General features: G+C 62.7%; 22 protein-coding genes. 15 read left to right on the top strand and 7 right to left on the bottom strand.

The window, feature by feature from the left end; translation table 11 throughout:
* Positions 1-240, top strand: coding sequence for a hypothetical protein (locus ACH79_RS43810; RefSeq protein WP_246738793.1), 240 nt, complete (start codon positions 1-3; stop codon positions 238-240).
* 155 nt (positions 241-395) lie between these two features.
* Here the strand turns inward: ACH79_RS43810 and ACH79_RS10410 are convergent, their stop codons facing one another.
* Positions 396-746: a hypothetical protein gene (locus tag ACH79_RS10410; protein WP_161850945.1), complete on the bottom strand. Its 351-nt coding sequence runs from the start codon at positions 744-746 to the stop codon at positions 396-398.
* A 79-nt stretch (positions 747-825) separates the two neighbouring features.
* On the opposite strand from ACH79_RS10410, the gene ACH79_RS10415 reads away from it, so the two are divergent.
* Positions 826-1,362, top strand: coding sequence for a TetR/AcrR family transcriptional regulator (locus tag ACH79_RS10415; protein WP_161850946.1), 537 nt, complete (start codon positions 826-828; stop codon positions 1,360-1,362).
* Positions 1,363-1,410: 48 nt separating this feature from the next.
* The gene (locus tag ACH79_RS10420) at positions 1,411-1,608 is read left to right on the top strand and encodes a Trm112 family protein (protein WP_161850947.1); all 198 of its coding nucleotides are present in this window, start codon (positions 1,411-1,413) and stop codon (positions 1,606-1,608) included.
* 112 nt (positions 1,609-1,720) lie between these two features.
* Here the strand turns inward: ACH79_RS10420 and ACH79_RS10425 are convergent, their stop codons facing one another.
* Complete coding sequence (locus ACH79_RS10425) at positions 1,721-2,938, bottom strand: ubiquinone biosynthesis hydroxylase (RefSeq protein ID WP_161850948.1); 1,218 nt, start codon at positions 2,936-2,938, stop codon at positions 1,721-1,723.
* A gap of 212 nt (positions 2,939-3,150) precedes the next feature.
* Here ACH79_RS10425 and tesB point away from each other — a divergent pair, with 212 nt between their 5' ends.
* Positions 3,151-4,011, top strand: a complete 861-nt coding sequence (gene tesB, locus ACH79_RS10430; protein ID WP_161850949.1) for an acyl-CoA thioesterase II — start codon at positions 3,151-3,153, stop codon at positions 4,009-4,011.
* A 3-nt stretch (positions 4,012-4,014) separates the two neighbouring features.
* Here tesB and ACH79_RS10435 read toward each other — a convergent pair whose 3' ends face one another.
* Entirely contained in the window at positions 4,015-4,917 is a 903-nt protein-coding gene (locus ACH79_RS10435; protein WP_161850950.1) for a DUF4339 domain-containing protein, read from the bottom strand.
* A 255-nt stretch (positions 4,918-5,172) separates the two neighbouring features.
* On the opposite strand from ACH79_RS10435, the gene ACH79_RS10440 reads away from it, so the two are divergent.
* From ACH79_RS10440 to ACH79_RS10455, 4 genes are all read left to right on the top strand, one after another.
* Positions 5,173-5,511: a P-II family nitrogen regulator gene (locus tag ACH79_RS10440; RefSeq protein ID WP_028348351.1), complete on the top strand. Its 339-nt coding sequence runs from the start codon at positions 5,173-5,175 to the stop codon at positions 5,509-5,511.
* Positions 5,512-5,600: 89 nt separating this feature from the next.
* Positions 5,601-6,908, top strand: coding sequence for an ammonium transporter (locus ACH79_RS10445; protein WP_161850951.1), 1,308 nt, complete (start codon positions 5,601-5,603; stop codon positions 6,906-6,908).
* Between the two features lie 307 nt (positions 6,909-7,215).
* Positions 7,216-7,554, top strand: coding sequence for a P-II family nitrogen regulator (locus ACH79_RS10450; protein ID WP_008142813.1), 339 nt, complete (start codon positions 7,216-7,218; stop codon positions 7,552-7,554).
* A 37-nt stretch (positions 7,555-7,591) separates the two neighbouring features.
* The gene (locus ACH79_RS10455; protein ID WP_161850952.1) at positions 7,592-9,034 is read left to right on the top strand and encodes an ammonium transporter; all 1,443 of its coding nucleotides are present in this window, start codon (positions 7,592-7,594) and stop codon (positions 9,032-9,034) included.
* A 159-nt stretch (positions 9,035-9,193) separates the two neighbouring features.
* Here the strand turns inward: ACH79_RS10455 and ACH79_RS10460 are convergent, their stop codons facing one another.
* Entirely contained in the window at positions 9,194-9,703 is a 510-nt protein-coding gene (locus ACH79_RS10460) for a DUF4240 domain-containing protein (RefSeq protein ID WP_161850953.1), read from the bottom strand.
* 224 nt (positions 9,704-9,927) lie between these two features.
* Between ACH79_RS10460 and ACH79_RS10465 the strand changes: the two genes are divergently transcribed.
* The 5 genes from ACH79_RS10465 to ACH79_RS10485 all read left to right on the top strand — a co-directional run bounded on the left by ACH79_RS10465 (position 9,928) and on the right by ACH79_RS10485 (position 17,007).
* Positions 9,928-10,887 carry an IS110 family transposase gene (locus tag ACH79_RS10465; RefSeq protein ID WP_161849892.1) on the top strand — a complete coding sequence of 320 codons (960 nt, stop codon included), beginning with the start codon at positions 9,928-9,930 and terminating at the stop codon, positions 10,885-10,887.
* Positions 10,888-11,402: 515 nt separating this feature from the next.
* Positions 11,403-12,629, top strand: coding sequence for an aminotransferase class I/II-fold pyridoxal phosphate-dependent enzyme (locus ACH79_RS10470; protein WP_161850954.1), 1,227 nt, complete (start codon positions 11,403-11,405; stop codon positions 12,627-12,629).
* A gap of 12 nt (positions 12,630-12,641) precedes the next feature.
* The gene (locus tag ACH79_RS10475) at positions 12,642-15,089 is read left to right on the top strand and encodes a DNA translocase FtsK (protein WP_161850955.1); all 2,448 of its coding nucleotides are present in this window, start codon (positions 12,642-12,644) and stop codon (positions 15,087-15,089) included.
* A gap of 126 nt (positions 15,090-15,215) precedes the next feature.
* On the top strand, positions 15,216-16,022 hold the full coding sequence (locus tag ACH79_RS10480) for an outer membrane lipoprotein carrier protein LolA (protein ID WP_161850956.1): 807 nt from the start codon (positions 15,216-15,218) through the stop codon (positions 16,020-16,022).
* A gap of 169 nt (positions 16,023-16,191) precedes the next feature.
* The gene (locus ACH79_RS10485; RefSeq protein WP_161850957.1) at positions 16,192-17,007 is read left to right on the top strand and encodes an exodeoxyribonuclease III; all 816 of its coding nucleotides are present in this window, start codon (positions 16,192-16,194) and stop codon (positions 17,005-17,007) included.
* Between the two features lie 3 nt (positions 17,008-17,010).
* Here ACH79_RS10485 and ACH79_RS10490 read toward each other — a convergent pair whose 3' ends face one another.
* Together ACH79_RS10490 and ACH79_RS10495 are read right to left on the bottom strand one after the other, a co-directional pair.
* Complete coding sequence (locus ACH79_RS10490; protein ID WP_161850958.1) at positions 17,011-17,451, bottom strand: cyclic nucleotide-binding domain-containing protein; 441 nt, start codon at positions 17,449-17,451, stop codon at positions 17,011-17,013.
* A 52-nt stretch (positions 17,452-17,503) separates the two neighbouring features.
* Positions 17,504-18,190 (bottom strand): response regulator transcription factor, encoded by a 687-nt coding sequence (locus ACH79_RS10495; protein WP_028348340.1) that lies wholly within the window; start codon positions 18,188-18,190, stop codon positions 17,504-17,506.
* A gap of 270 nt (positions 18,191-18,460) precedes the next feature.
* Here ACH79_RS10495 and ACH79_RS10500 point away from each other — a divergent pair, with 270 nt between their 5' ends.
* Positions 18,461-19,030, top strand: coding sequence for a L,D-transpeptidase (locus ACH79_RS10500; RefSeq protein WP_161850959.1), 570 nt, complete (start codon positions 18,461-18,463; stop codon positions 19,028-19,030).
* A gap of 16 nt (positions 19,031-19,046) precedes the next feature.
* A complete protein-coding gene (locus tag ACH79_RS10505; protein WP_161850960.1) occupies positions 19,047-19,832 on the top strand; it encodes a 2-keto-4-pentenoate hydratase in 786 nt (261 codons plus the stop codon).
* A 104-nt stretch (positions 19,833-19,936) separates the two neighbouring features.
* Here ACH79_RS10505 and ACH79_RS10510 read toward each other — a convergent pair whose 3' ends face one another.
* Positions 19,937-20,614, bottom strand: a complete 678-nt coding sequence (locus ACH79_RS10510; RefSeq protein ID WP_161850961.1) for a YggS family pyridoxal phosphate-dependent enzyme — start codon at positions 20,612-20,614, stop codon at positions 19,937-19,939.
* Positions 20,615-20,623 lie beyond the last annotated feature (9 nt).

Genomic DNA, 20,623 nt, shown 5'->3' on the forward strand with positions numbered 1-20,623 from the left:
GTGCGTCGCCCATATCCCATAGCCGATCGCCGCGCCTGCAATCGCAATCCAGATCAGCCGCGTCCTGGCTTGCGACGCAATGGCGCGATGAAAAATCGTGACGGCAACAATGCTTGCAACGAAGCAAACCAGGCCGGCGAGCAGAACGAGCCGCCAATCATGATCGGCAGTAAGACAGCTGAAAACACGAAACATATTGTTGATCCCATCGGCAATACCGTCGATGAGACATCTGATTAGACTTGCTTCGCGTTAATTTGCCGCAATGCCCACTTGCATGCTTATTGCGACGTAAAAATTATTTGCGGAATGACGCGCGTGCACCGTGAAAACACGGAAAATTTTGTGGCCACCTGAATACCCGCTCGCACCCCGGGCGCGAACGCTCACGAGAGCTAGTATCCTGCCACTGCGAGCACGACGACGGCGCCGAGCGCTTTCCAGCCGAAGCCGCGGCCCCGCGACCACCATGCATTGGCCGCGGCGGCGAAGGCATAGACCGCGACGATCGTCACCACGATCCAGTGCCGTGCGCTCTCCGATCCCATCGACGGCGCGGCGATCAGCAACACGCCGCCGCCGATCCACGCCACGGTACCGGCCTGCCAGACCAGCCGGATCAGGGTCCGCAGCCTCTCCGGCTGGATGGTCGCCTTGGCGAACACCTTGGTTTCTCCCAGCACCCCGTGGATCAGAGCCACTATTATGCCGGCGACACCAGCACACTGCAGAATGAGATCGCGCATCGACGCCTCCATACAGCACTGTATGGCCATGCGCCGCATTCTGGCGTCTGTCAATACAGTAGTGTATGGTAGCAGGAATATGAGCGATCAACTCTCGGCAAAGGACTGGGTCGACCAGGGCCTGAAGGCACTGGCGAGCAGCGGCTTCACCGCGCTGAAGGCGGAACCGCTGGCGAAGGCGTTGCGCGTGTCGCGCGGCAGTTTCTACTGGCACTTTGCCGATATCGCCGCGTTTCATGCCGCGATCCTGGCGCGCTGGCACGAGGTTGCAGCCGAGCAGATCATTGCCAATATCGAAGCTGCCTCGAAGGACGAGAATCCGCTGGCGTTGCTGCTGCGCCGTGTGTTCGGCGAACGGCTGATGCTGGAGCGGGCGGTCCGCACCTGGGCCAGCGTCGATCCCGCCGCCCGCACCGCGGTGCAGGCCATCGACCGGCGCCGGCTGAGCTATGTGGAGGGCCTTCTGGCGCAGTCCGGATTGTCGGCGGAGACGGCCCGCGCCCGCGCCCAAATTCTCTATTGGGCGTTTCTCGGCTTTGCGCTATCGGATCAGCCGTTGCCGAAGGCGCGGCAGCAGGCCGTGATCGACGAACTGGTGCGGATGTCGGCGTCATGACATCTCGCGAGCTTGTATGCTAAGGACCACGCAATCCGGAGACGATACATGAACGCCCTGCCCGAACGCCTCGACAGCACCGTCGATCCGAAATTGCTGGAGATCCTGGTCTGTCCGGTGACCAAGGGTCCGCTCGAATTCGATTCAACCCGGCAGGAGCTGATCTCGCGTTCGGCGAAACTCGCCTACCCGATCCGCGACGGCATTCCGATCATGCTGCCGGAAGAGGCGCGGAAGATCGAGTGATAGCGAGACTGTTCGCGTAGCCCGGATGAAGCGCAGCGCAATCCGGGTTGATCCGATCCGCTTGCAACACCGTTCCCGGATTTCGCTTCGCTCCATCCGGGCTACGAAAGGTTTACAGCGTCTCGCCCTTCAGCAGCCGCGGCACTTCGCCTGACAATCCTGCCGCCTGGCGGATGAACAGGTTCTTCAGCGGCGGCGCGCGGTCGACCAGGCCGAGACCGATGTCGCGCACGGTGCGCAACAGCGTCGATTCATTGGAGAACAGGAAATTCAGCGAGTTGGTCGCAACACCCATTGCCATGGTGTCAAAGCGACGCCAGCGCTGGTAGCGGTCGAGGACATCGGCCTGCCCGGGGTCGATGCCGAGCCGGGCTGCGTCGACCACGACTTCGGCCAGCGCCGCGACATCCTTCAGGCCCATGTTGAGGCCCTGCCCCGCGATCGGATGAATCACATGCGCAGCATCGCCGACCAGCGCCAGCCGCTCGGCGACGAACGAGCGCGCGACGAAATAGCCGAGCGGAAACGCACGCGGCTTGTCGAGCGCCTTGATCTCGCCGAGGTGCAGCCCGAAGCGCTTCTCGAGCTCCTCGTGGAATTCGGCCTCGCCAAGCGCGGTGACGCGCGCGGCCTCCGTGCGGGTCTCGGTCCACACCAGCGACGAGCGTTTTCCGGTCAGCGGCAGGATCGCGAACGGCCCCGCGGGAAGAAAATGCTCTTCGGCGCGGCCGTGATGATCGCGCTCGTGGCCGACGGTGACAACGATGCCGGATTGATCGTAGTCCCAGCCATGGGTGGCGATGCCGGCGCGCTCGCGCAGCTTTGAGCGGGCGCCGTCGGCGGCGACCAGCAGGCTTGCTTCGATGACAGCGCCATCGGCGAGCGTCACGGTGACACCATCGGCGCGAGCGTCGTAGGTCGAAACCGCCGTGGCGCGGAGATCGATGCCTTCCGCCTCGGCGCGGGCGACCAGCGCATCGATCAGCCGCCGATTTTCGACCATGTGGGCGAAGGGTTCGCCGGGTTCGACATCGCCGGCAAAGGTCAGGAACACCGGACGGGTGGCATCCTCCAGCTTGGAATCGGTGACGACCATGTCGAGGATCGGCTGGGAATCCGAAACCTGATTCCAGACGCCGAGCGCCTCAAACAATCGCCGGCAGGCCGCCACGATAGCAGTGGCGCGCGGATCGCGGCTCGGCCGCGCAGCAAGGGCCGGATCGGCAACGATAACGGGAATGTCCGCGCCGAGGCCCTGACGGAACGCCAACGCCAGCGCCAGCCCGGCAAAGGCGCCGCCGCAGATGACAATGCTTCGCTGTGCCGCCATGCGATCCTTACCCGGTTTCTGCGTCAGACTACGCTTGCTACCTGATAATAGCTGGGCGAAACAGGGTCGAGAAACAAGGTACTTAACCAGACCGTCATTCCGGGGCGCGCGTTGCGCGAACCCGGAATCCAGAGGTTTTGGCCGAGATTCCGGGTTTGCCTCTTCGAGGCGCCCCGGAATGACGGTGCCTCCACGAATTGAAAGCACTCCCCATGTCCAAAGGCCTGATTGACCTGATTTCCATCCTCGATCTCGAGCAGCTCGAGGTGAACCTGTTCCGGGGCAACAGCCCGAAGACAAGCTGGCAGCGGGTGTTCGGCGGCCAGGTGATCGGCCAGGCGATGGTCGCGGCATGCCGCACCGTCGAGGGGCGCCTGCCGCATTCGATCCATTGTTATTTCATCCTGCCCGGCGATCCGCAGATCCCGATCATCTACCAGGTCGAACGCCTGCGCGACGGCAAGAGCTATTCGACCCGCCGCGTGACCGCGATCCAGCACGGCAACGCGATCTTCTCGATCATGGTGTCATTCCATGCGGAAGAGGAAGGCGCGTTCAACCATCAGGACACGATGCCGGATGTTCCGCCGCCGGAAAAACTCACGGCAGAAGAAGTATCGAAGCAGCCGATGTTCAAGGAGATGCCGGAGTTCATTCGCCGCTATTACGAATCCGACCGGCCGATCGAGCTGCGCCCGGTCGAACTCGGCCGCTATTTCGGCCAGAAGATCGACGACGGCCGCATCCATGTCTGGATCCGCACCGCGGCCAAACTGCCCGACGATCCGGCGCTGCATTTGTGCGCGCTGGCCTATGCGTCGGATTTTTCGCTGCTCGATGCCGTGATGGCGCGCTATGGCCGCACGCTGTTCGACAAGCGGATGATGCCGGCGAGCCTCGACCATGCGATGTGGTTTCACCGGCCATTCCGCGCCGACGAGTGGCTGCTCTATGCGCAGGACTCGCCGAGCGCGCAAGACGGCCGCGGGTTGACCCGCGGCCTGATCTTCAAGCCTGACGGCACGCTGGTGGCGTCGGTCGCCCAAGAGGGCTCGGTGCGACAGCGCAAGTGAGGCTTACGCGTTCACCGTCGCGCCGCGCTCCGCCAAAACAGTCTGCGACGCCAGCCACTGCGACATCCACCGATATACCCAAGGTATCGGGATGATGAAGAAGAAGCCGATCACAGCCACGATCGCGCGCCACAGAAACTCCAGTCCGCTGCCGATGAAGAGGACTTCACGCCGCGTGCCCTCGATGTTTCGGCAAAACCATCGCAGCCAGGCGACGTAGACCCAGGCCCAGCCGACAATCGTGATGATGGAGATCACAGCCAGAATGGACCATCCGATATAGGCCCAGACCGAGCCGGAGAAGCTGAGCCCGAGCGGCTGCCCGTTGGACGAAAGGTTCGCGATAAACCATTTCAGGAAAAGCCAGTAGAGAACGAGCTGAGCGATGTTCAGCAAATTGCTGAGCCACTCAATGCCGATCAGGCCAACCCCAATGAAAACGACGGCAGCTCCGAAATACCAGGGAACGATCGTCATCGGCTCGCCTTCGAAGCCGAGGTTCGGCCGTCCTGGCACCTGGACACACGGAACGATCCATTTGGCGTACCACACGAGGACCCACGGTCCCGGAATGATGAAGATGAGGCCGATCACGAGTACGAGGCTACGCCAGACAAACTCAAGGATTCCGAAATCAATCGACAGCGGGCCTCCGCTATAGCTTCCGGCGGCATAGCTTCCAGCCGTTTGTGGCGGGCCACCGGGCTGCGCGAAGGCCGGCGGCCCCGAACCGCCGGGCACCAGGCCGGGGATTTCTCCCGCCCGCTGCCAGCCCGACATCCCCTCGGTCCATACCAGCGTATCCGCTCCAACGGCCCCCCGGGTAATGAGATCACGAAGCTGGACCTCCGGATAAGGGCCCTGTTGCTGGCCGTTGGCTGCATAAAACCACGATCGGTTCGACATTTTATTTCCTTGAGCCGTGGAAAATAGAAAATATGGGAGATAGCCGGCGGGCGGCTGAGGGAGAGCGCATTTTGGCGGACGATCCTGCCGCCTGTACAGTGATTGACGTCACCAGCTCGAAATGTTTTCCCCTTCTACCTGCAACTTTTTTGTGCCATTTGCTCAGAAAGATGCCAGATTTGCGCCGGCAGCAAGCCGCCGGATGGTCGGCCTGCCCAGTGCTTAAAAAGTATCCACGGAAATGAAGGCCTGACCATGAAACTTGTCGTCGCGATCATCAAACCTTTCAAGCTTGACGAGGTGCGCCAGGCGCTGACGGCGATCGGCGTCCACGGCATGACGGTGACCGAGGTCAAGGGTTACGGCCGCCAGAAGGGGCACACCGAAATCTATCGCGGCGCCGAATATGTCGTGAACTTCCTGCCCAAACTTCGAATCGAAATCGCGGTCGCCTCCGACGTTGCCGACAAGGCGGTCGAGGTCATTACCGCCAACGCGCGCACCGGGCAGATCGGCGACGGCAAGATCTTCGTCACGCCGATCGACCACGCGCTCCGAATCCGCACCGGCGAGACCGATAGCGACGCGCTCTGAACATCACTGAATTCAAGGCGCGGCGGCAGCGACGCCGAACGCGCGAAGCCAAGAAACGACAACGAAACGACAACACGCCGGGGGATTCCATGGGGGCACCATCGTATCGTGCAGCACGCCATGCTGCGCTCGTCACGCTTGCAGCGAGCTTCACGCTCACCACGCCAGCCTTCGCCGAGACCTCCACCATCAATGCCGCCGACACGGCGTGGATGATCGTTGCCACCGCGCTTGTCCTGATGATGACGATACCGGGTCTGGCGCTGTTCTATTCCGGCATGGTGCGCAAGAAGAACGTGCTGGCGACCATGGCGCAGAGCCTCGCTGCGGTTGCGCTCATCTCTATACTGTGGGTGGCGTTCGGCTATTCGCTGGCCTTTGTCGGCGACGGCGCCTGGATCGGCACGCTCGATCGCTGGTTCCTGATCGGAATGACGATGGAGAGCGTCAATCCGGCGGCCAAGACGATTCCGGAAGCGCTTTTCATGCTGTACCAGATGACATTTGCGATCATCACCGTGGCTCTGGTGTCGGGCGCGGTAGCGGACCGGATGCGATTTTCGGCCTATCTCCTGTTCTCCGCCGGCTGGTTCACGTTCGTCTATGTACCGCTCGCGCACTGGGTGTGGGGCGGCGGTTTCCTGGCCACCAAGGGCGTGCTGGATTTCGCTGGCGGCCTCGTCGTGCATCTTTCCGCCGGGGTCGGCGGACTGGTTGCCGCAACCGTGATGGGCCGGCGTCAGGGCTATGGCAGCGAGAACCTCGCGCCGTTCGACCTCTCGCTCGCCGTGATCGGCACCGGATTATTGTGGGTCGGCTGGTTTGGCTTCAATGGCGGATCGGCGCTGGCCGCGAACTCGCGCGCGGTCATGGCGATCACCGCGACGCATCTGGCGGCTTGCGCCGGTGCGCTGGTCTGGGCCGCGATCGAATGGGCGACGCGGCGAAAGCCGTCGGTGCTCGGCATGATATCGGGCGCCATCGCAGGTCTTGGCACCATCACCCCGGCCTCCGGTTTCGTTGCGCCGTGGCATGGCGTCGTGATCGGCGTCGTCGCGGGAACACTCTGCTTCTGGGCCTGCACCTGGCTCAAGCAGCGCCTCAAGTATGACGACTCGCTCGACGTTTTCGGCGTCCACGGCATTGGCGGATTGACCGGCACGCTGCTCGCCGGCGTCTTTTCGGTAAGCGCGATCGGCGGCACCGCGGGGCTGATGGAGGGCAATCCGCAACAGGTCCTGACCCAGCTCTATGGGATCGTCGCCACCCTGGTGTGGTCCGGCGGCATCACCTTCCTGCTGCTAAAACTGGTGGGTGTGTTCGCGCCGCTACGCGTATCGCTGCAGCAGGAGCTGGAAGGCCTCGACATCTCGCAGCACGGCGAAGCGCTGCAATAGGCTGCCCATCTCGTTACCGTTTTCTTGCCCTGCCGCTAAGCAGGATTGTGACGCCAGTCAGCGCGTGCTCATGTTTTGGGCATGCATGACTACGCTTTGGGCGCGACGGAATGGCGCAGGAAGGGGCAATCCCCGCAGAATGCGAAAAGGTCCGGATTCATAGTCCGTTAGGGAGCGGTCCCGATCTGGCACGGCATTTGATTCTAAGGGTCTCGGCTGTGCCCGCGTAGTGAACATCTCCGCGTGGTGAACCTCAGTCGAGAACGCCCGGACCGCCTGCACCGGGCCCAAGCGGGGACCAAGACCCATGAAAATTGTTATGGCGATCATCAAGCCATTCAAACTCGAAGAAGTCCGCGACGCCCTGACCGCCATTGGCGTTCACGGCCTCACGGTGACGGAAGTCAAAGGCTACGGCCGGCAGAAGGGCCACACCGAAATCTATCGCGGCGCCGAATATGCCGTGAGCTTCCTGCCCAAGATCAAGATCGAGGTCGCCGTCGCCTCCGACCAGGTCGACAAGACCATCGACGCCATCACATCCGCTGCCAAGACCGGACAGATCGGCGACGGCAAGATCTTCGTCATCAACCTCGACCATGCGGTTCGCATCCGCACCGGTGAGGCGGATGCCGCGGCCCTCTGATTTCGCGCTCAAACCTTACCACTTAGGAGTAAAATCAATGACGTTTAAACGTCCCTATAGCGCGGGACTGGCGGCCCTCGCAGTCGGCTTGTTCGCCGCGACCGCGGCCTACGCCGAACCGACCGTCAATAAGGGCGACAACGCCTGGATGCTGACGTCGACAGTGCTGGTGCTGTTGATGACCATCCCCGGCCTGGCGCTGTTCTATGGCGGTCTCGTCCGTTCCAAGAACATGCTCTCGGTCCTGATGCAGGTCTTCTACACCGTCTGCATCGTCGTCGTGCTCTGGGTACTCTACGGCTACAGCCTCGCCTTCACCGGCGGCTCCGACTTCATCGGCGGCTTCTCGAAGGCCTTCCTGATGGGCGTGACCACCGATTCGAAGGTGGCTACCTTCAGCGTCGACGCCAATATCTCCGAGCTGGTCTATGTCTGCTTCCAGATGACCTTCGCGGCGATCACTCCCGCGCTGATCGTCGGCGCCTTCGCCGAGCGCATGAAGTTCGCGGCGATCGCGCTGTTCATCCCGCTCTGGGTCACGCTGATCTATTTCCCGATCGCCCACATGGTCTGGTACTGGCCCGGCCCGGATGCGATCTCGGATGCGGCCAAGGCACTTGCCGCGGCGGCTGACGGTGCGGCGAAGACCGCGGCGCAGGCCAAGCTCGACGAGATCAACGCCGATGCCGGCTGGATCTTCAAGAAGGGCGCGCTGGACTTCGCCGGCGGCACCGTGGTGCACATCAACGCCGGTATCGCCGGTCTCGTCGGTGCGCTCCTGATCGGCAAGCGCGTCGGCTACGGCAAGGATCTGATGGCTCCGCACTCCCTGACCATGACCATGATCGGCGCTTCGCTGCTCTGGGTCGGCTGGTTCGGCTTCAACGCCGGATCGAACCTTGAGGCTTCCGGCGGTGCAGCGCTCGCCATGACCAACTCCTTCGTTGCGACCGCAGCGGCGGCGTTGGCCTGGATGTTCGCTGAATGGATCGTCAAGGGTCATCCTTCCGTGCTCGGCGCGCTGTCGGGCGCAGTGGCCGGCCTCGTCGCGGTCACCCCCGCAGCCGGTTACTCCGGTCCGATGGGTGCGATCGTGCTCGGCCTCGTGGTCGGCATCGTCTGCCTGTTCTTCTGCACCGTGGTGAAGAACTCGCTCGGCTATGACGACTCGCTCGACGTGTTCGGCGTCCACTGCATCGGCGGCATCGTCGGCGCGCTGGGCACCGGCATTCTGGTTAATCCCGCCCTCGGCGGCACCGGCGTGATGGACTACGTCGCCGGCAAGGTCGGCGAGTACGACTTCGTCGCCCAGATGACCTCGCAGCTCTGGGGCGTCTGCACCACGCTGGTGTGGTCGGGCATCGGTTCGGCGATCATCTACAAGGTGGTCGACGTGATCGTCGGCCTGCGCGTCAACGTCGAGACCGAGCGTGAAGGCCTCGACGTCACCGAGCACACCGAGCGCGCCTACAACATGTAAGTTCTCCCGGGGTGCGATCCCCAAGGGGACAACGTAGTCGTTGCCCCGGGGGCTCGCATCCACAACTCCGGTTCGGGCACATACCCGGCAATGCCCTGACCGTTGAGGGGCTCCAGCGCAAGTTGGAGCCCCTTTCTTTTTGCCAGAGCCAAAGCGCCATCACGCGGTTCGACCCGTGAGCCATCCAAATTTCGCGCTGAGCTTTGGAAGCAGGACGTCCAGCTCGTCCTCGTCCTGCCACTCGGTCCCCTCGGGTTGATCCGGCATTCTCCGTTGCGGGCGATCGCCGGCAGCCGCTACGACGCCGTCGGTTACGGCGTATTGATAGCCTTCGTAGAACCAATCCTCGTCATCGTCAGGTTCGTCGGCGAGCGAATCGGGGTTCGACAAGGCACGCTCGAATGCCTGACGCCCCCGGGAAATCAATGAGGAGCAAAAATCGTCGAAAGTATCGTCGCTGCACCCGCCGTTAATGACGTAAGCCGCGCCCCACAATGTATGGCTATAGGCCTTGCCCATCATAGCGTCGAACTGTTGCGCAAATTCAATCGCGTCCGCCGCAGGCAGGGCCGAGATTTTTTGCTTCAGCACGTTGCATTTCCGTACCATGTCGCCGCCTGCAGCGTCATTCGCATCCTGAACGATTTCCCAGAAACCGGTTTCGTCCATCACACATGCTCCCGCTCTGTGGCACGCTGCGCCCTTGTGTCCAGGAAATCTGTCAGAATGTGCGAACGGGCGGTTGCGCACCAACCGCCCGTTGCTGGAACTGAGCCCGTTGCGCCCAAAGGCGACCGAGCCTGTGTCAGAGCGAGGGACAGCTCCGGTGTCTTCCTCAACCCGAACAGTTGCAAGGGCTTCGAGCCCGAACCGAGCAAGGAAGGGAGTGGATGATGGCACAAAATGCTCATGTTGTCGTGGGTATCGATGTCGCCAAGGACAAGGTGGATGCGTGCATTCGTGCGTTGGGATTACGGCAAACCCTCCCGAGCACGACCCAGGGGCACCGTAAGCTGGTCGCCTGGCTTCGCAAGCACCAGGCGAACAAGGCGGTGATGGAGGCGAGTGGCGGCTATGAGCGTGCCTGGGCCAAGGTGCTGCGCGACGCCGGCATCGAAGTTCGGATCGTCGACCCCAAACGGGTCCGCAGCTTCGCGCTATCAGCCGGACGGCTGGCCAAGAACGATACGATCGATGCCGAGATGATTGCCTGGTTCGCCGAGACATTCAGCGATGCGCCGGGCCAGAAACACGATGCGGCACAAGAGGAGCTGCAGGCACTCGTAAAGGCGCGCTTAAGCCTGATTGATTTTAGGATGCGCTTGGTCAGCCAAAGCGAGCATGCCGCGCCGGGATTGGTGCAGAAGGCGCATGCCCGCATCTTGAAGAACCTGGCCTGCGAGATTGCCAAGCTCGAGGCCGCCATCTGCGCCAAAATCAAGTCCATGCCGGATTTTGCGGAACGCGCCGAGATCATCGAGAGTGTGCCGGGGTTCGCCGAGACGAGTTCGGCAAACCTCCTTGCAGGAATGCCGGAGCTTGGTCAGGTGAGCAACAAGATCGCCGCGGCCTTGATCGGGGTCGCCCCCTATGACGACGACAGCGGAAAGCGCCGCGGCGAGCGCCACATCAAGGGAGGCCGCCGCTGGGTCCGTAACGCCATCTACATGCCCTGTGTTGGCGCAGCCACGCTGAACAATCCCGTGCTGAAGGCCTACTATCAGCGCCTGATTGCCAAAGGAAAAGAGCCGAAGATTGCCATCATCGCCGGCATGCGCAAGCTGATCATCATCCTCAACACCATGATCGCACGACGGCAGAAATGGGATCCCAGCCGTTACGCGTTGAGCTGACGAGCGCGCCCACCGCGATCGGTTCCGCGACCGAGCGCTTGCAAAGCCGACAGACCGGTGAACGGGCGGGGTCAAGGCCGCAGCCGCCGTAGGCGGGGGCGCGCCAGCGCCAGCCTTGAGGCCGGCCGATCACCGGGCTACTTCCAGCACAGTTGCTCTGATTGGATCTTCCTGCGTCTCACCCTTCGGTGGAACCCGCAGCCTAGCTCGGGGAACGTCGGATCGATGGCAAAACGAACGGCGGGCTAAAAAAGATTGCCAACGCGGAGCCGTGACGGCGGATCGTCACTTCCGGAAATTGCGCGGTTGCTCGCGCCGTGCCGGACCTGGCCCCCGGACGGAGGCTGCGGCCCCGCTGGAACCATCGGCCAACCCTCAAACCGGAAAAGCCGCAAATCGTCGCTGGCACCGATGGTTAATCGCGTCTTAACCTCGCCGTATCTATGGTGGTTTGATGGGTTTCCGGGGCTCGCTTCAGCCCTTCGACCGCTTTTGAGAGTACTGGCGTTTCAGACATGGCAATGACCGCCTCTTCCGGCGTGGCGCAGGGCGCTGGCAGTGCAATCCCTGCCGGTCAGGCCGAACGCTCGCCGTTTTTGCGTACGACCGAGCTATTGGCGCCCTATCAGCCGGCCAAGCCATTGATTACGCTGTCCTTGGGCGAGCCGCAGCACCCGGTGCCCGATTTCGTCGGGCCGGTCCTGGCCAAACACATCGCCGAATTCGGCCGCTATCCGCTTGCCAAGGGCATCGAGCCGTTCCGGCGCGCCGCCGCCAATTGGCTTTCGACCCGGTTCCAGCTCCCTCGCCCGATCGACTCCGAGAGCGAAATCCTGGTGCTGAATGGCAGCCGCGAGGGGCTGTTTTTCGCGGCGATCACGGCCGCCCGCTATGTTGGGCCGCGCCAGGGCAGGCCGGCGATCCTGATGCCCAACCCGTTTTATCCGGCCTATGGCGCGGGCGCCCGCGCAGCTGGTTGCGAACTGATCTACCTGCCGACCACGCTCGCCAACGGATTTTTGCCGGATCTCGATTCGCTCGATGAGGCGACGCTGGCCCGAACCGTCGCCATGTTCATCGCCTCGCCCGCCAATCCGCAAGGCTCGGTCGCCTCGCGCGACTACTTCACGCGGCTGAAGAGCCTCGCCGACCGCTACGGTTTCATGATCCTGAGCGACGAGTGCTATTCGGAAATCTACACCAGGCAGGCGCCGGGCAGCGCGCTGGAATGCGCCGGACCCGATTTCACCAACGTCGTTGCGTTCCAGTCGCTGTCGAAACGCTCGAACCTGCCGGGCATGCGCGTCGGCTTTGCCGCCGGAGACCGGAAATTTCTCGCGGCCTTTCACGAATTGCGCAACGTCGCCGCACCGCAGGTGCCGGTGCCGCTGCAGCACGTCGCGGTCGCCGCCTATAGCGATGAAACCCATGTCGAAGAGAACCGCAGGCTCTACCGCATCAAGTTCGATCTCGCCGACCAGATTCTCGGCAGCCGCTACGGCTATGTGCGGCCCGCCGGCGGCTTTTGCGTCTGGCTCGACGTATCCGAGCGCGGCGGTGATGAGGCGACGACGGTGAGACTTTATCGGGACGCAGGCGTCCGCGTGATCCCAGGAAGTTATCTGTCGCGGCTGCAGAACGACGGCTTCAATCCCGGCGCGGGCTACATCCGCCTCGCACTGGTCTCCGATAGTGAATCAACCGCCGAGGCGTTGCACCGGCTGGTCGAAATTCTGGATTAATCGCAGGGCCCCATGAGCATGCCAGCGATCGAACGTGTTATTCCCCTGGTCGGCCATCTGCCGGTTTCGATCCGCGAGGCGCTGGCGCGGCGCCTGCGCGAGCTCGCCGGTCTTTGCCTGATCGCGCTTTCCGGCGTGGCTGCGGCGGCGTTGATGACGTGGTCGGTGCAGGACCCGAGCCTGAGCCATGCGACGTCGCGGCCGATCCGCAATGTCCTCGGCTATCCCGGCGCGATCGGCGCCGATCTGCTGATGCAGATTCTCGGTCTCGGCGCGATCATGCTGATCCTGCCCGTCGCCGTGTGGGGCTGGCGCATGCTGACCCATCGTACCTTCGACCGCGAAGCGCTGCGCCTTGGATGCTGGATTCTCTGCACGGTGATCGCGGCCGGCTTTGCCAGCTGCTGGCCGCATGGCGGAGCCTGGGCGCTGCCGACCGGTCTTGGCGGCGTCGTTGGCGATGCGCTGGTGCGCGCGCCAGCGGTGGTGTTCGGTCCGGCCGGCTTCACCTATCGTCTCGTGCTCGGCATCATCCTGTTTGCGGCGATGTGCGCAGCCTTTCTGTTTGCCAGCGGCTGGGGCTCGCGCCCGCGAGATGAAGAGCTGACGCCGATCGAAGACGATGACACCCCCTTCGAGGAAGAAGGGGATCGCGGTTCGGTCCCGCTCGGATGGGTGTATCATGCGCTGATGAGCTTGAAGGCGCGGCTCGGTTGGCTGATGACCGCGGCCTACCGATCACTGGTGTCGAGTTCGCCGCCGCCTCGCAGGGCCTCGTTCGAACGTCGGGAACCAAGCCTCAGCGGCCGCGCCGCCCCGACACTTGCCCCGCGGGAAGAGGAATTCGAGGACGAGGAAGAAGAGGAAGACGAGGAGGAAGAAGCTCCCGCCGCCCGTACCCCGCGCAAGAAACCCGCGCCGCGTGCCTCGGCGCGCAAATCCGACAAGTTCGAACTGCCTTCGGTCTCGATGCTCACGGCGCCCAAGGCGTCGGATCGACAGCCACTCAGCAAGGCCGAACTGGAAGCCAATTCGCGCGCGCTGGAAGGCGTGCTCGGCGACTTTGGCGTCCGCGGCGAGATCGTCAAGGCCAACCCCGGCCCGGTGGTAACACTCTACGAACTCGAACCGGCGCCCGGCATCAAATCCTCGCGCGTCATCGGCCTCGCCGACGATATCGCCCGCTCGATGAGCGCGCTCTCGGCCCGCGTTGCCGTGGTCGCGGGCCGCAACGCCATTGGCATCGAACTGCCGAATGTCCATCGCGAAAAGGTTTATCTGCGCGAATTGCTGACTACCAAGGACAGCAACGAGTCGACGGTGAAGTTGCCGCTCTGCCTCGGCAAGAACATCGGCGGCGAATCCATCATTATCGATCTCGCGCGCACGCCGCATATGCTGATCGCCGGTACCACCGGCTCCGGCAAATCGGTCGCCATCAACACCATGATCCTCAGCCTGGTCTATCGCCTGAGGCCGGATCAGTGCCGCCTGATCATGGTCGACCCCAAGATGCTCGAACTCTCCGTCTATGACGGCATCCCGCATCTGCTGACGCCGGTCGTGACCGATCCGAAGAAGGCGGTGGTCGCGCTGAAATGGGCCGTGCGCGAGATGGAAGAGCGCTACAAGAAAATGGCCAAGCTCGGCGTGCGCAACATCGACGGTTACAACCAGCGCCTCGTCGAAGCCAAGGGCAAGGGCGAGGAGCTGACGCGCACGGTGCATACCGGCTTCGACAAGGAAACCGGCAAGGCGATCTACGAGGAAGAAAAGCTCGAGCTCGAACCGCTGCCCTATATCGTCATTATCGTCGACGAAATGGCCGACCTGATGATGGTGGCCGGCAAGGACATCGAAGGCGCGGTGCAGCGCCTGGCACAGATGGCGCGCGCCGCGGGCCTCCACGTCATCCTCGCCACGCAGCGTCCCTCGGTCGACGTCATCACCGGCACCATCAAGGCGAATTTCCCGACCCGCATCGCCTTCCAGGTCACTTCGAAGATCGACAGCCGCACCATTCTCGGCGAGATGGGGGCCGAGCAGCTGCTTGGCCAGGGCGACATGCTCTATATGGCCGGCGGCGGCCGCATCAGCCGCGTGCACGGTCCCTTTGCTTCCGACGAGGAGGTCGAGAAGGTCGTGCGTCATCTCAAGACGCAGGGCTCACCGGAATATCTGGAAGCGGTCACCGCGGAGGAGCCGTCCGAGGAAGACGGCGCGGTATTCGATTCCACCGGCATGGGCGCCGATGGCGGCGGCGACCTGTTCGCGCAGGCGGTTGCGATCGTCAAGCGCGACCGCAAGGCCTCAACCTCCTACATTCAGCGCCGGCTGCAAATCGGCTATAACCGTGCCGCCTCGCTGATGGAACGAATGGAACAGGAAGGGATCGTCGGACAGGCGAATCACGCCGGTAAACGCGAAATTCTGGTCGAGGAGGAAGAGGGCGGGTTTTAAAAATCGGCGCGGAACAGCGCTTCAGCGCAACGATTTTCACGGAAAAACGATATCTCCTTTGGTCGAAAGCACGATAAACTGGCTGGCAACGGGGCCCCTCGTTCGAATAGAGATCCGAAATACCTGATGACAGAACAATCCACCCATCGCGGGCTGCGCACCGGACTGGCCCTTTTGATCGCCACCTCCATCGCCGGCTTCGCCACGCCGGCGCTCGCGCAGAACGTTCCGGTTCCGAAGCCCGCGCCCAAGGCCCGCGAGGGCGGCGTGCAGATGAGCGCGCAGGATAAGGTTCCGATGACCACCGGCGCCACCCAGGCACCGCCGAATCCGGTGATCCCGAACCCGAACCGCAATGTCCCGGCCAATGTGTTTGCAACCTTCGATGCCAACCAGAAGGCGCAGGCTGCCCGGGTGAGTTCCTACCTGTCCTCGCTGCAGACGCTGGTCGGAAATTTCGTCCAGGTCGGGCCAGATGGCAGCAAGACCAAGGGCGATTTCTACATTCAGAAGCCGGGCAAGGTGCGCTTCGAATATGACGACCCGAGCCCGATCGCGATTGTCGCCGACGGCTCGTCGCTGGCGGTGCGTGACCGCAAGCTCGCGACCCAGGACATCTATCCGCTGTCGCAAACGCCGCTGCGTTTCCTGCTGTCGGACCGGATCGATCTGTTGAAGGATACCAATGTCGTCAGCGTCACAGCTGATGATGTCTTCATCAGCGTCACCATCGAGGAGAAGCAGGCCTTGATCGGCACCAGCCGGCTGATGCTGATGGTCGGCACCAAGGACGGCCAGCTCAAGCAATGGACGGTGACCGACCCGCAGGGCTACGACACCACCGTTGCAGTTTACAATCTGGATTCGTCCAAGAAGGTCGATCCCGGCCTGTTCAAGATCGACTTCACCAATTACATCACGCCGGCGAACTGAGCCGCACTTTCTGCGCAGCCGCAGGGTGGGCAAAGCGCAAGCGTACCCACCATCTTCATCGAGATCAGGATGCATGGTGGGCGCGGCGCAGGTGCGCCTTTGTCCACTTTACGCCACCTGTGGACAACGCGCGCGACGTCACCATGAACCGTGGTAATACACGGCCCTCATGCGTTTCTCCCTGACAACGTGGAATATCAATTCGGTGCGCCTGCGCATCGACATCGTCGCCAAATTCCTCAAATCGGCGCGGCCGGACGTGCTGTGCCTGCAGGAAACCAAATGTATCGACGACGCGTTTCCGCTGAAGCGATTCAAGCGTCTCGGCTATGAGCATGTCGCGCTGAACGGACAGAAGGGCTATCACGGCGTCGCCATCGTCTCGAAACTGCCGTTCGAGGCCACCGACATCAGAACCTTCTGCGACAAGATCGATTCACGGCACATTTCGGTATCGTTCGGCGAGAAGGCCCAGCTTGCGAAACCGGTGGTGCTGCACAATTTCTACGTCCCGGCCGGCGGCGACATTCCCGATCCGGTGCTCAATCCGAAGTTCGATCACAAGCTGAAATTTCTCGACGAGATGAAGGCCTGCGAGCCGCTGCATCCGCGCGGTGAGGACCGGCATATCCTGGTCGGCGACCTCAACGTCGCGCCGCATGAAAACGACGTGTGGTCGCACAAGCAGCTCCTGAAGGTGGTCTCGCACACACCGATCGAATGCGAAAAGCTCCTGGCCGCGCAGGTCCATGGCGAATGGTTCGACGTCGCGCGCGAGCGAATCCCGCTATCTGAAAAGGTCTATACGTGGTGGAGCTACCGCGCGGCCGACTGGACGGTCGGTGACCGCGGCCGTCGGCTCGACCACATCTGGGTGTCGCGCGCGCTGAAAGACGGTGTCAGCGATTTCAAGATCACCCGCGATGCTCGCGGCTGGGAGCGCCCGTCCGACCACGTGCCGGTGACGGTCACGCTGGAAGTATAGCGATCAGATGCTCAGCTTGGCGCCGGCCATCAGAATATCGCTGGCGAGCTGGCTGGTGCGGGTGGCGAGTTCATCGCGCAGGCGGCGCGCGGCGGCAGGATCGCTTTCGAGCACACGCTGAAACAGGCTGCGTGCCACGCGGATGACCGAGGAATGATCAAGCGCGACCGCGCTCGACGGCCGTTTCATCGCGACGATCAGCGCCAATTCGCCGATCAGGGAGCCGGGGCCGGCGACGACTTCAGCGCCGCCGTCCTCGACGCGAAACGAGCCGCGCTGCACGATGTAGCCGGCATCTGCATCATCGCCGGCATTGAACAGATAATCGCCCGGCGAGAAATCGCGCTGCTCCGAGCCGATCGCCAGCATGCGCAGAGCCGCCGTCCCCAACAGGTGCAATGTCGGGACCCGCTCGAGCAGGGCTACATCATCTTCGATCGACATGGACCGGTGACCGGGACGCGCGGAAAATTACGAACCGTGGCTGCGAATCGTATCACGGCACCAGCTTGTAGCCACCAGCTTCCGTCACCAGGATTTCCGGGTTGGCCGCATCTTTCTCGATCTTCTGCCGGAGCCGGTAAATATGGGTTTCCAGCGTGTGCGTGGTGACACCCGAATTGTAGCCCCAGACTTCCTGCAGCAGCGTCTCGCGCGACACCGGCAACTGGCCGGCACGATACAGGAAGCGCAGGATCGCGGTTTCCTTCTCCGTCAGTCGCACCTTTCTGGCATTGGCGGCGGTCAGCATCTTGGAGCCGGGGCGGAAGCTGTAGGGGCCGACGGAAAACACCGCGTCCTCGCTGGCCTCGTGTTGGCGAAGTTGCGCCCTGATCCGGGCGAGCAGGACGGCGAACCGGAACGGCTTGGCGACGTAGTCATTGGCGCCGGATTCGAGGCCCAGAATGGTGTCGGAATCGGTGTCGTGCCCGGTGAGCATGATGATCGGCGCCTTGAAGCCGCCCTTGCGGAGGCTCCGCACGACTTCGCGTCCGTCGGTATCCGGCAGGCCGACATCCATCAGCACCAGATCGGGGGAGTTGGCTTTGGCGGCGCTGGCGCCCTTGGCGCCGGTATCGACTGCAGAGGCTTCGAACTCCTCATGCAACGATAGTTGCTCGACCAGCGTGTCGCGCAGATCGGTGTCGTCATCCACGATCAGGATCTTGCGGGCATTGGGCATAGGATACGATCCTCTTGAGGCAGGCGGCGGACACAGGCGGGGGCGTCTCAAGCCGGGTCTTGGTCGATGACAAACCTGATTCGCGGGCAAATTTCGCTAGCAAGCCGCGTCATCAGGGTACTGATTCGTATTGAGGTAAGACATTGTTACAGATTCACAAGCCGATCACAGTCTATCCCAAATTTGGGGCGCGTTTGGATGAATGTCCTGTAATGGCGTCAGTTAGAATAGCAGCGGCCGGGCAGACAATCCCCGGATTTGGGCATTGGCATGGAAAACAACCCAATTTCAATCACTTATAAGATAGCTCCGCGTGATCAGCCGCTTGCGGCGATCCGGGTCCGCCAGGCCGCCGGCGACCCCCGACGGGGGTGGCTGACCGCAGACGGCTGGACTGTGCCGGTGGCACTTGGCCGCGGCGGCATCCTCGCCAACAAGCGGGAGGGCGATGGCGGCACCCCGAGGGGCACCTATCATCCGCTGCGATTGTGGTGGCGCGCCGACCGCCATATTCGGCCCCGGACCTATCTGCCGGCCCGGCCAATCCGGCCCGAAGACGCCTGGTGCGAAGACCCGGGCGACCGCCATTACAACCAGCCGATCCGCCTGGTCCGGAATCAGCCTGGCGACCGGCTGACGCGTGAGGACCATCTCTACGACTTCATCGTCGAGATCGATCACAACAGCGCGCCGCGCATTGCCGGTCGCGGCAGCGCCGTGTTCCTGCATCTGGCGCGGACCAATTTCTCGCCGACAGCCGGATGCGTCTCAATGACAAAATCCGCCATGCTGCGGCTGTTACGGCGCATGGGCCCGCAAACGAAAATCATGATCGGCTGATGGGGAATCACACGCGATGCTCGACAGGAACGCGATAGAAGCCGCGTCAAAGACGCTGCACGACCACTGGCGCGCCGGCACCAAATTATCCGGCCTCGACGCCTCGCTACGGCCGCGCGACCGGATTGAGGCCTACGCTATTCAGGCGACAATCGAAAAGTACTCGTCCGAGAGCCTGTTCGGCTGGAAGATCGCGGCCACCAGCGAAGCCGGGCAAAAGCACATCAATGTCGAGGGGCCAATGGCCGGGCGCATTCTGGCCGAGACCGTCATTCCCGATGGCGGAACGGCTTCGATGGCAGGCAATGAAATGCGCGTCGCCGAACCCGAATTCGCCTTTCGAATGCGCGTCGATCTGCCGGCGCAACCGACACCCTATACGGTTCAGCAGGTGCTCGATGCCGTCGACACGCTGCATCCGGCCATCGAGATTCCCGATTCGCGCTTTGCCGATTTCGCCGGCGCCGGCGAAGCGCAGCTCATCGCCGACAACGCCTGTGCGCATCTGTTCGTGCTGGGCCCTGCCGCAACGGCCGACTGGCGCTCGATGGACCTCGTCGAGGAACGGCCGGTCATGACGATCCGCGGCGAAAAATTCGTCGGCCACGGCAAGAACGTGCTGGGCGATCCGCGGATTGCGCTGACCTGGCTTGCCAACGAACTGCGCCAGCTTGGCGTGACGCTGAAGGCCGGCCGAATCGTCACGACAGGCACCTGCCATCCGCCGCTGCCGATTCAATCGGGCGATTTTTTCGCAGTCGATTTCGGCGCGCTTGGGAAGGTGTCGGTAGGATTTACGTAGCTCTCTCCCCGTCACTGCGAGGAGCGCTAGCGACGAAGCAATCCATCAAGCCGTTATGCCGCGCGATGGATTGCTTCGCTGCGCTCGCAATGACGGAGACCGAGTCACCGCGCCCCGAAAATCGCCGAGCCCACCCGCACATGCGTCGCGCCTATCTGGATCGCGACCGCGAAATCGGCGCTCATGCCCATCGACAGATTTTTCAAGCCATTGCGCGCGGCGATCTTGGCCGTCAGCGCAAAATGTGGCGCCGGCGCGTCGTTGACCGGCGGGATGCACATCAGACCGGAAATGACCAGACCATATTTGTCGCGGCAGCTCGCGAGGAAGGCATCGGCATCGCCGGGCGCGATGCCGGCCTTTTGCGGCTCCTCGCCAGTGTTGATCTGAACGAACAATTCCGGCCGTTTGTTCTGCGAATTGATTTCCTTGACCAGCGCTTCGCAAATGCTGGGACGGTCGACCGAATGGATGGCGTCGAACAGCGCCACGGCTTCCTTCGCCTTGTTGGATTGCAGCGGCCCGATCAGATGCAACGCAATCCCGGGATGGGACGACACTAGCGCCGGCCATTTCGCCTTGGCTTCCTGCACGCGATTTTCGCCGAACACGCGCTGCCCGGCATCGATAACCGGCGAAATCGCTGCGGCATCAAACGTCTTCGACACCGCGATCAGCGTCACCGATGCACGCTCGCGGCGCGCTTCCTTGCACGCGCGCGCGATGTCCTGCTCCACCTGGGCCAGACCGATTGGTAAAGACTTGGTTAGCGGCGTCGTCATCTCTCTCGC

Source organism: Bradyrhizobium sp. CCBAU 051011 (genome assembly GCF_009930815.1).
Classification (GTDB): domain Bacteria; phylum Pseudomonadota; class Alphaproteobacteria; order Rhizobiales; family Xanthobacteraceae; genus Bradyrhizobium.